General features: G+C 47.1%; 8 protein-coding genes and 1 riboswitch. All 8 genes read left to right on the top strand.

All coding sequences use genetic code 11. The features are described from left to right. Window positions 1-215: 215 nt before the first annotated feature. A riboswitch (SAM riboswitch) is annotated at window positions 216-321 on the top strand. Window positions 322-400: 79 nt separating this feature from the next. After that, complete coding sequence (gene metK, locus ACY69O_RS00815; protein WP_462331575.1) at window positions 401-1591, top strand: methionine adenosyltransferase; 1191 nt, start codon at window positions 401-403, stop codon at window positions 1589-1591. A gap of 162 nt (window positions 1592-1753) precedes the next feature. Continuing rightward, window positions 1754-2557 carry a flagellin gene (locus ACY69O_RS00810; RefSeq protein WP_462331574.1) on the top strand — a complete coding sequence of 268 codons (804 nt, stop codon included), beginning with the start codon at window positions 1754-1756 and terminating at the stop codon, window positions 2555-2557. Between the two features lie 157 nt (window positions 2558-2714). Then, entirely contained in the window at window positions 2715-3170 is a 456-nt protein-coding gene (gene def / locus ACY69O_RS00805; RefSeq protein ID WP_462331573.1) for a peptide deformylase, read from the top strand. 2 nt (window positions 3171-3172) lie between these two features. Continuing rightward, on the top strand, window positions 3173-4117 hold the full coding sequence (gene fmt, locus ACY69O_RS00800) for a methionyl-tRNA formyltransferase (protein WP_462331572.1): 945 nt from the start codon (window positions 3173-3175) through the stop codon (window positions 4115-4117). Between the two features lie 9 nt (window positions 4118-4126). After that, window positions 4127-4918 carry a DUF116 domain-containing protein gene (locus ACY69O_RS00795; protein ID WP_462331571.1) on the top strand — a complete coding sequence of 264 codons (792 nt, stop codon included), beginning with the start codon at window positions 4127-4129 and terminating at the stop codon, window positions 4916-4918. Then, window positions 4911-6251: a 16S rRNA (cytosine(967)-C(5))-methyltransferase RsmB gene (rsmB, locus tag ACY69O_RS00790; RefSeq protein ID WP_462331570.1), complete on the top strand. Its 1341-nt coding sequence runs from the start codon at window positions 4911-4913 to the stop codon at window positions 6249-6251. The genes ACY69O_RS00795 and rsmB overlap by 8 nt, the downstream gene beginning before the upstream one ends. Continuing rightward, entirely contained in the window at window positions 6252-7301 is a 1050-nt protein-coding gene (gene rlmN / locus ACY69O_RS00785) for a dual-specificity RNA methyltransferase RlmN (protein ID WP_462331569.1), read from the top strand. It abuts the gene before it with no gap. A gap of 64 nt (window positions 7302-7365) precedes the next feature. Beyond that, window positions 7366-8109, top strand: a complete 744-nt coding sequence (locus tag ACY69O_RS00780) for an FhaA domain-containing protein (RefSeq protein ID WP_462331568.1) — start codon at window positions 7366-7368, stop codon at window positions 8107-8109. Window positions 8110-8177: the final 68 nt, after the last annotated feature.

Raw genomic sequence — 8177 nt, 5'->3', positions numbered from 1 at the left:
GCGGAGAGCGTGGATTGAATTGAATAAATTCGCAGATAATGGCAAATTTATTCAATCAAAGTACAAAGAGCATGAAATCTAGCTATTGAGGTAAAAGAATGTCCTCGGTTGCATCTGGGAGCTTTTACATTTTCCTAGAGACTTGCAAGGAAATCACCGAAATAGATTGACGGGATTTATATTTATGTGTTAACATACTAACAAAGCTGAATATCAACTCATCCAGAGCAGCAGAGGGACTGGCCCGATGAAGCTGCGGCAACCATTGACTTTGTCAAAACGGTGCCAATTCCTTATAGGCAGATACCTAGAAGATGAGAGAAATGAAAATGACTCTCTTCTGTCTGGAAGAGAGTTTTTTGTTTAGCAGAAGATACGTGAAATTTAAGGAGGAAGAAACATGAGCAAAGAACGTTTATTGTTTACGTCTGAGTCTGTTACGGAAGGTCACCCGGATAAGATGGCTGACCAGATTTCCGATAGCATTTTGGACGCTATATTGGCACAGGACCCGAATGGACGTGTTGCTTGCGAAACGCTCGTAACAACAGGTCAGGTCCACGTAGTCGGAGAGATTTCGACGGAGTGCTATATTGATATTCCGAAAATCATTCGCAACACAGTTGAGAACATCGGCTATACGAAAGCTGAGTATGGCTTTGATTCCAATACATGCGGCATTCTGGTTTCCATCGATGAGCAGTCCGCTGATATCGCACTTGGTGTCGATAAGGCTCTCGAAGCAAAAGAGGGTAAAGAGGACGAGGCTGAGGCAATCGGTGCAGGCGACCAGGGCATGATGTTCGGTTACGCAACGAATGAGACGGAAGAGTATATGCCTCTCCCGATTGCTCTTGCTCACAGACTTGCACGCCGTCTTACGGAAGTCCGCAAGAGCGGTGAGGTTCCTTATCTCCGTCCGGACGGAAAAACACAGGTCACGGTTGCTTATGAAGATGGCAAGCCTGTCGCTATTGACACGATTGTCATTTCCACGCAGCATGATCCTGATGTAACTCAGGAACAGATTCGTAAGGATATGATTGAGAAGGTCATCAAGGCTGTTGTTCCGGCAGAACTTCTCAGCGATGACACGAAATACTACATCAACCCGACGGGCAATTTTGTTATCGGTGGTCCGCAGGGCGACTCCGGTCTTACGGGACGTAAGATTATCGTTGATACGTACGGCGGCATGGCTCGTCATGGTGGCGGCGCATTCTCCGGTAAGGACCCCACAAAGGTTGACCGTTCTGCAGCTTATGCAGCACGCTATGTTGCAAAGAATATTGTTGCGGCAGGTCTTGCTGACCGCTGCGAGATTCAGCTTGCTTATGCAATCGGTGTTGCACATCCGGTTTCTATCTTTGCTGAGACTTTTGGCACAGGTAAAGTATCCGATGCGAAGATTGTTGAGCTTGTCCGCAAGAACTTTGACCTTCGCCCGGCAGGAATCATCAAGACTCTGAATCTCCGCCGCCCGATTTATGCTCAGACAGCAGCTTACGGACATTTCGGACGTACTGATGTAGACCTTCCGTGGGAGCATACCGATAAGGCTGATATTCTCCGCAAAGTAGCAGGTCTTTAATTTAATAAAAATCAACTCATAATGTTTTTCTATCCCGGTGCTGCATTCGGCACCGGGCTTTTTAATGTTGTTATACTTGATTGTTTATGACCTTTGGGGTAAAATATAAGTGAAAGTTATGTGAGGTAGGAGATTTAGACTACCCATAAGGAGTTGAGAAAGATGGCGATTAGCGGATTGGGTTATTTAAACCAAGTAAATAGCACGGACAAAACCAGACAGTCACTTATAAAACAGATTTCGACGGGAAGCGCGTATCCTTCTGCATCGTATGGTCCTTCTGATTATGCGATTAATGTTCGTTTGAATTCGAGCATTGGCGTAACGGAGCAGTCGAACAGAAATACGCAGACCGCGAACTCCATGTTGAATGTGGCAGCGGGCGGTGTAAGTTCAACGGTTGAAGCGTTGTCTTCGCTGCGCTCGCAGATTTTGCAGGCGGCAAACGGAACCAATAAGGATACGGATGTCGCAGCAATTCAGAAGAATGTTAACCAAACGATTGCGACGATTGATGACAATGCCAGTGTAGAGTATAACGGCAAGAAGCTGTTGGATGGTTCGGCATCGATTACTGTAGCCGGTGTCGACGGTTATAAGAATGTACAGCTTGGCAACATGACGTCGCATGGGCTCGGGCTCACGGATGCAGATGGCAATTCCACACTGGACCTTTCCTCGGCTGAGGGGATTGCGGATGCTTTGGACAAAGTGGATTCTGCATTGAATACTGCTTTGGATGAAGCAACCAATATTGGAGCTGTGCAGCAGAACTTGTCGTTTGCTTCCGCAAACTACACGACACAGTCTGAGTCTTTGATGAGTGCTGAGTCTACAAGCGGAGATCTTGACATTGCAAAGGCAGTAACTGAACTGAGTTCTGCAAATACCCAGAACAAATTAGCTATGTTTGCACAGAAGCTCTACATGCACAACAATGCAAGTGTATTGAAGCTTCTTCAGTAATCAGGTTAAAATCATAAGGGCTGTTGCCATGGCAACAGCTCTTTTTGTATATACGTAAAACGCTGATTGAGGAAGTTTTGCCTGTGGCAAAACTTGAACTAAGGCGTTATAATAGATTAGTTATATGGTTTATATTTCTGTAGAAAGGAAGTTGTTAATGGCTTTATTGGACATCAAAAAGGCGGGCGCGCCTGTACTGAAACAGGTATGTGCACCGGTACAGAAGGTTGATGCAAAGCTGAAGGCTTTGCTTAATGATATGGCAGAGACAATGTATAAATCCAATGGAATCGGACTTGCGGCTCCGCAGATTGGAAAACCGATTCGTGTAGTTGTTATTGATATCGGAGAAGGGCTTATTGAGCTTATCAATCCGATGATTACATCCCGCGAGGGAACAGTTGTTGATTCTGAAGGATGTCTTTCGGTGCCGAATATTTTCGGTGACGTCGAACGTGCTGAAAAAGTAACGGTCGAGTATACGAATCGTTTCGGGAAACGGAAAAAAATCAAGGCAGAGGGGCTTTTGGCGCGTTGCGTACAGCATGAGCTCGACCACCTCGATGGTATTCTTTTTATTGATATTGCCAAGAGCCTGCGTCAGGAGTCTTAAACATGGAAAAATTGCGTACTGTTTTTATGGGAACACCGGAGTTTTCAGTTCTCTGTGCAGAAAAGCTGGCTGAGATATCTGACCTTATAGCGGTTGTTACCCAGCCCGATCAGCGTGCCGGACGTGGGCAGAAGATGGTAGCAAGCCCGGTTAAAAAATTTGCACAGGAAAAAGGTATTCCTGTTTATCAGCCTGTTAAGGTAAAGGCTGATGATTTCGTGCCTGTTCTTGAGGAATTAAAACCGGACCTTATTGTTGTGGTTGCCTTTGGTCAGATTCTTTCACAGCGTATTCTTGATATTCCGAAATACGGCTGTATCAATGTGCATGCATCTCTTCTTCCGCGTTACCGCGGTGCTGCTCCTATGCAGTGGTGCCTGATAAACGGTGAGAAGGAGACCGGTGTCACTACAATGTTCATGAATGCCGGACTTGATACCGGTGATATGCTGCAGAAATCTGTTGTTGAGATAACACCGGATATGAATCTGGAGACACTTCACGATACGCTTTCGGTAAAAGGTGCTGAGCTTTTGGTATCTACAATCGAGGCTTTGCAGAATGGTACGCTTGAGCGCACGGTACAGGATGATTCGCTGTCCAATTATGCGCCGATGATTACAAAAGAAACCGGAAGGATTGACTGGAAAAAGTCATCTGCGGAGATTCATAACCTCGTCCGCGGGTTGGATTCCTGGCCGGGTGCGTATACTACCCTCAACGGAAAGCTGTTCAAAATCTGGCGTACGCGCTGCGTTGACGCAAAGGTGGAAGCAGCTCCGGGAGAGGTTGTAAATCTTACGAAAAAAGGTTTTATGATTGGTACCGGTGACGGAGCTTTAGAGATTCTTGAGCTTCAGGCACCGGGTAAAAAACGTATGAGTGCTGCAAATTATGTGTGCGGCCATGCTTTGGATGAGCATACGCGTTTTGATGTTTTGGAATGAGAGGCTTTTATGGTAGAAGCATTGAGCATGGAACGACCTAAGAAGCGTATTTTTATTGCGCTTCTTTCGTTGAGTCTGATAGTCGTCGGACTGTTGGTTTACTGCGTATGGCGGGTAAGCTTTCTCGGCCTGCAGGAAATAAGCGAATATCTGCCCTTTATTCTCGGTGGTTTTTTTGCTGCCATGTTCCTGTTTACCGGACTTGGGATTCTGGGCATTGTCGGAGCGATTTTAGGCGTTCCGTTTTTTTCCGTATTTCAGAGAAAAACATACGCTTTGATTAATCTGCTCTTTCCGATTGCGGTTATGATGGGAAAGATTTTCGGCTTTGACCGCAGGAAGATTGAGCGGTCCTTTGTTGCGGTTAGCAACCAGATTATCCATCATCAGCACATTAAGGTGAGACCTGAGGAGCTGCTTGTGGTTACTCCGCATTGCCTGCAGCTTGCAAGCTGTCCGCATAAAATAACACGAGACCCCATGGCGAACTGTAAACGCTGCGGTCAGTGCGATATCGGCGCGCTTGTGACGCTGGCGGAAGAGATTGGATTTCATTTCTTCGTGGTTACGGGCGGAACTCTCGCGCGTCAGACAGTAAAAAAGATTCGCCCGAAGGCTGTTTTGGCTATAGCATGTGAAAGGGACCTTACCAGCGGTATTCAGGATGTTTATCCGCTGCCGGCTGTGGGGGTTATGAATATACGCCCCAATGGGCCGTGCTATAATACGCACGTTGATATGCAGCAGGTGCGCAGCGAAATCGAGTCCATGCTGATTAAAGAGGAGAACGAGAATGGATAAGGTACGCGCCGCCGCTGTTGAAGTGGTTTATGATGTGTTTGAAAACGGCGCCTATGCCAATGTAGCGCTTGTGCAGAAGCTGCGCAAAGGGGATTATTCCGATATTGACCGCCGTTTCATGACTGAGCTTGTGTATGGTACGGTCAAGGCAATGGGTACGCTGGACTGGATTCTCAGACAGTACGTTTCCAGACCGGTTTCGAAGATACAGCCATATATCCGCGCGATTCTGCGCGTTGGAATTTATCAGCTGCGGTACCTTGAAAAGGTTCCCGCAGCTGCTGTCTGCAACGAGTCTGTTGAGATAGCTAAAAAATACGGAAATGCAGGTACCGTAAAGTTCGTAAATGCGGTGCTCCGCAATGTGGTACGCAATCCTGAAAAAGCTGTTTTCCCCGATGGCAAAGGAAAAGCTACACAGCACCTTGCGCTTTCGTCACTTCATCCGGAATGGATTGTGCGTCAGTGGATTAAACGCTTCGGATATGACGCCGCAGAGCGTCTCTGCGAATTCGACAATGCGCCTGCGGTGCTTTCCATTCGGACGAATACACTGAAAACAACTCGTGATGAGCTTTTGCAGGCCCTTCAAAATGATGGTTGGGAAACAGAGCCTTCGGCCTTTGCTCCTGAGGGAATTTTGTGCAGGGGAGGACATGGCTCGCTGGATTCCTCAAAGCTTCTGGCAGAGGGACATTTTCAGGTACAGGATGAAAGCTCCATGCAGGTTGCGCATGTGCTGGAGCCGCAGCCCGGAGAGTTTATAATTGATGCCTGCAGCGCGCCGGGAGGAAAAACAACGCATATAGCGCAGCTTATGCAGAATAAGGGGCGTATCGCCGCCTTTGATTTGTATGATGCAAAGCTGAAGAGAATACAGGAAAATGCCGAACGTCTTGGGATTACCTGTATTGAAACTATTGAAGATGATGCACGCCATATAGGTGAGAGATTCAAGGGACAGGCAGACAGGATGCTTGTGGATGCTCCGTGCTCCGGCATGGGAGTTCTCCGCCGCAGAGCGGATGCGAGATGGCGAAAAACCGAAAAGGGAAATGCCGAGCTTCCTGCACTCCAGCTTGAGATTCTTGACGGAGCAGTACCTGCTTTGAAAACAGGCGGTATTCTCGTCTACAGTACATGTACTATTGAACCGGCTGAAAATCAGGAGGTTGTTACTGAGTTTTTGAAACGGCACAGTGAGTTTGTCCTTGAAAAGACAGGTTTATTTCTGCCTATGAAAAAACGCCCTGATGAAGATATGGTGCAGTTCTATCCGCATGAGGATGGGATTGACGGTTTTTTCATTGCCAGAATGCGGAAAGTGAAATAAATGAAGAAGAACATATTCGGACTTGATTTGAAGGCTTTGTCTGAGGCGCTGCAGCCGTACAGGCTGCCTTCATATCGGACAAAACAAATAGCGGAATGGATGTATCAGAAGGGTGCTTCAGGCTTTTCGGAGATGACAAATCTTCCGAAAAAGCTGCGCGAAGACCTTGATGAAGCATTTGAGATTCAGCGTGCAAAGCTCGTCACACAGTGGGATTCTAATGACGGGAAAACCTCCAAGTTCCTTCTGGAGTTTTCCGATGGTGTCGCTGTGGAGACTGTGCTCATGCGGCAGCCATACGGCAACAGCGTCTGCATATCGACTCAGGCGGGCTGCGCTATGGGCTGCGCTTTCTGCGCTTCTACGGTACATGGTGTTGCCAGAAGCCTGACGCGTGGAGAAATGCTTGCTGAGGTTTTGTATATTGAGGAATATCTGAAAAAAGACGAGCAAAAGGTAGATACTATGGTTCTCATGGGTTCCGGAGAGCCTATGATGAATTATGATGAAGTGATGGCTTTTCTGCATTTGTTGCATGAGCCTTACTGCAAGAATTTCAGCTACAGAAATGTTGCGCTGTCTACCTCAGGCGTAGTACCGGGTATATACCGTCTCATAGAAGAGGATTTGCCAATCACGCTTTCGATTTCCCTGCACGCGCCTAATGATGCCGTGCGCGACCGCATTATGCCTGTGAACAAGAAATGGAAAATCGCCGAAGTTGTTGAGGCAGGCAGACAGTACGGTGAAAAGACGAAGCGCCGTGTTACCTACGAATATATTCTGATTGCTGATGTAAATGACGGTGAGGAACACGCGCGGGAGCTCAGTCATCTCCTGTACGGTCAGCTTGCAAATGTCAATCTTATTCCAATCAATCCTGTTACCGAGCGTCAGCTTTATCGTCCTTCGCAGGAACGTATACAGCGTTTTCTGGATATATTGACAAGACAGCATATTTCTGCGACAATCCGCAGGGAAATGGGGACGGATATTCAGGCGGCCTGCGGCCAGCTTCGAAACCAGTACATGAAAAATAATGAAGGCTGAGGCATGAATTTTGACGAAGGGTTGAACTTAGCCGTATAATATAGTTTTGGAAGGAGGCGTCTCTATGGGGCTGCCTGATTGGGAAGCGTTTCTTGAAAATCACATAGAAGGCTTTTTCAACCGCAAGTTCAGCAGTGAACTGGAACCGGTTGAAGTGCGTAAAGCATTAGAGCACGAACTCCTCAGGAAAAAGAAGAAGAGTACGCGCGGCGATTATGTGCCGAATGTCTACGAGGTTCGAATGAGCCTGGAAGATTATCAGCGTTTGTCATCCAGACGGTTTATTGAGGACCTGTCCATTTTTCTGCAGAAGCTTTTGATTACATCTGACGTTTACATGGACGGAACTCTGACAATCAATCTGCTGAAAAGCGAGGATATTACGAAGAACATCTGCAGAGTGTCATCCTTTTATGAAGATGAAAAGGCGACACCGGCGAATGAAGTAGAAGCCGGCACACTGGTTCTGGACAGAAAATCCTTTGCTGTTCCGCTGAATCTTCCGCCTGTCCGTCTCTTTGCGTCACTGACGGTGGAAGAGGGCGATGATGAAGGCGCATGCCTGGAGATTGGAGACCATAAGATTTACATCGGAAGGCGCAGTGAGAATGAATTCCTGCTGACAGACCCGAATGCTTCCAGACTTCACGCATATGTAGACTATGTCCGCCATCGTCATGTGCTGTACGATGCCCAGAGCATGAACGGTACATTTGTAAACGGAAAGCGTATTGACAGCATTGTCCTGCAGCCGGATGATTTGATTCAGATAGGAAACACCGTATTGCGGTACGAGGTGCCGGAATGATAAATTCTGTGCTTATCTCGTTGTTTAAGGTGATTCTGCAGTATGGAATACTGATATTTTTGTTTTAT

Source organism: Schwartzia sp. (in: firmicutes) (genome assembly GCF_978017985.1).
Note: the sequence above shows the minus strand (reverse complement) of the source record. Positions and strands in the feature narration are given on the sequence as shown.

Excerpts from the sequence above, each read along its gene's own strand:
- metK (WP_462331575.1), top strand. The coding sequence starts at position 401 with ATGAGCAAAGAACGTTTATTGTTTACGTCTGAGTCTGTTACGGAAGGT.
- ACY69O_RS00810 (WP_462331574.1), top strand. The coding sequence starts at position 1,754 with ATGGCGATTAGCGGATTGGGTTATTTAAACCAAGTAAATAGCACGGAC.
- def (WP_462331573.1), top strand. The coding sequence starts at position 2,715 with ATGGCTTTATTGGACATCAAAAAGGCGGGCGCGCCTGTACTGAAACAG.
- fmt (WP_462331572.1), top strand. The coding sequence starts at position 3,173 with ATGGAAAAATTGCGTACTGTTTTTATGGGAACACCGGAGTTTTCAGTT.
- ACY69O_RS00795 (WP_462331571.1), top strand. The coding sequence starts at position 4,127 with ATGGTAGAAGCATTGAGCATGGAACGACCTAAGAAGCGTATTTTTATT.
- rsmB (WP_462331570.1), top strand. The coding sequence starts at position 4,911 with ATGGATAAGGTACGCGCCGCCGCTGTTGAAGTGGTTTATGATGTGTTT.
- rlmN (WP_462331569.1), top strand. The coding sequence starts at position 6,252 with ATGAAGAAGAACATATTCGGACTTGATTTGAAGGCTTTGTCTGAGGCG.
- ACY69O_RS00780 (WP_462331568.1), top strand. The coding sequence starts at position 7,366 with ATGGGGCTGCCTGATTGGGAAGCGTTTCTTGAAAATCACATAGAAGGC.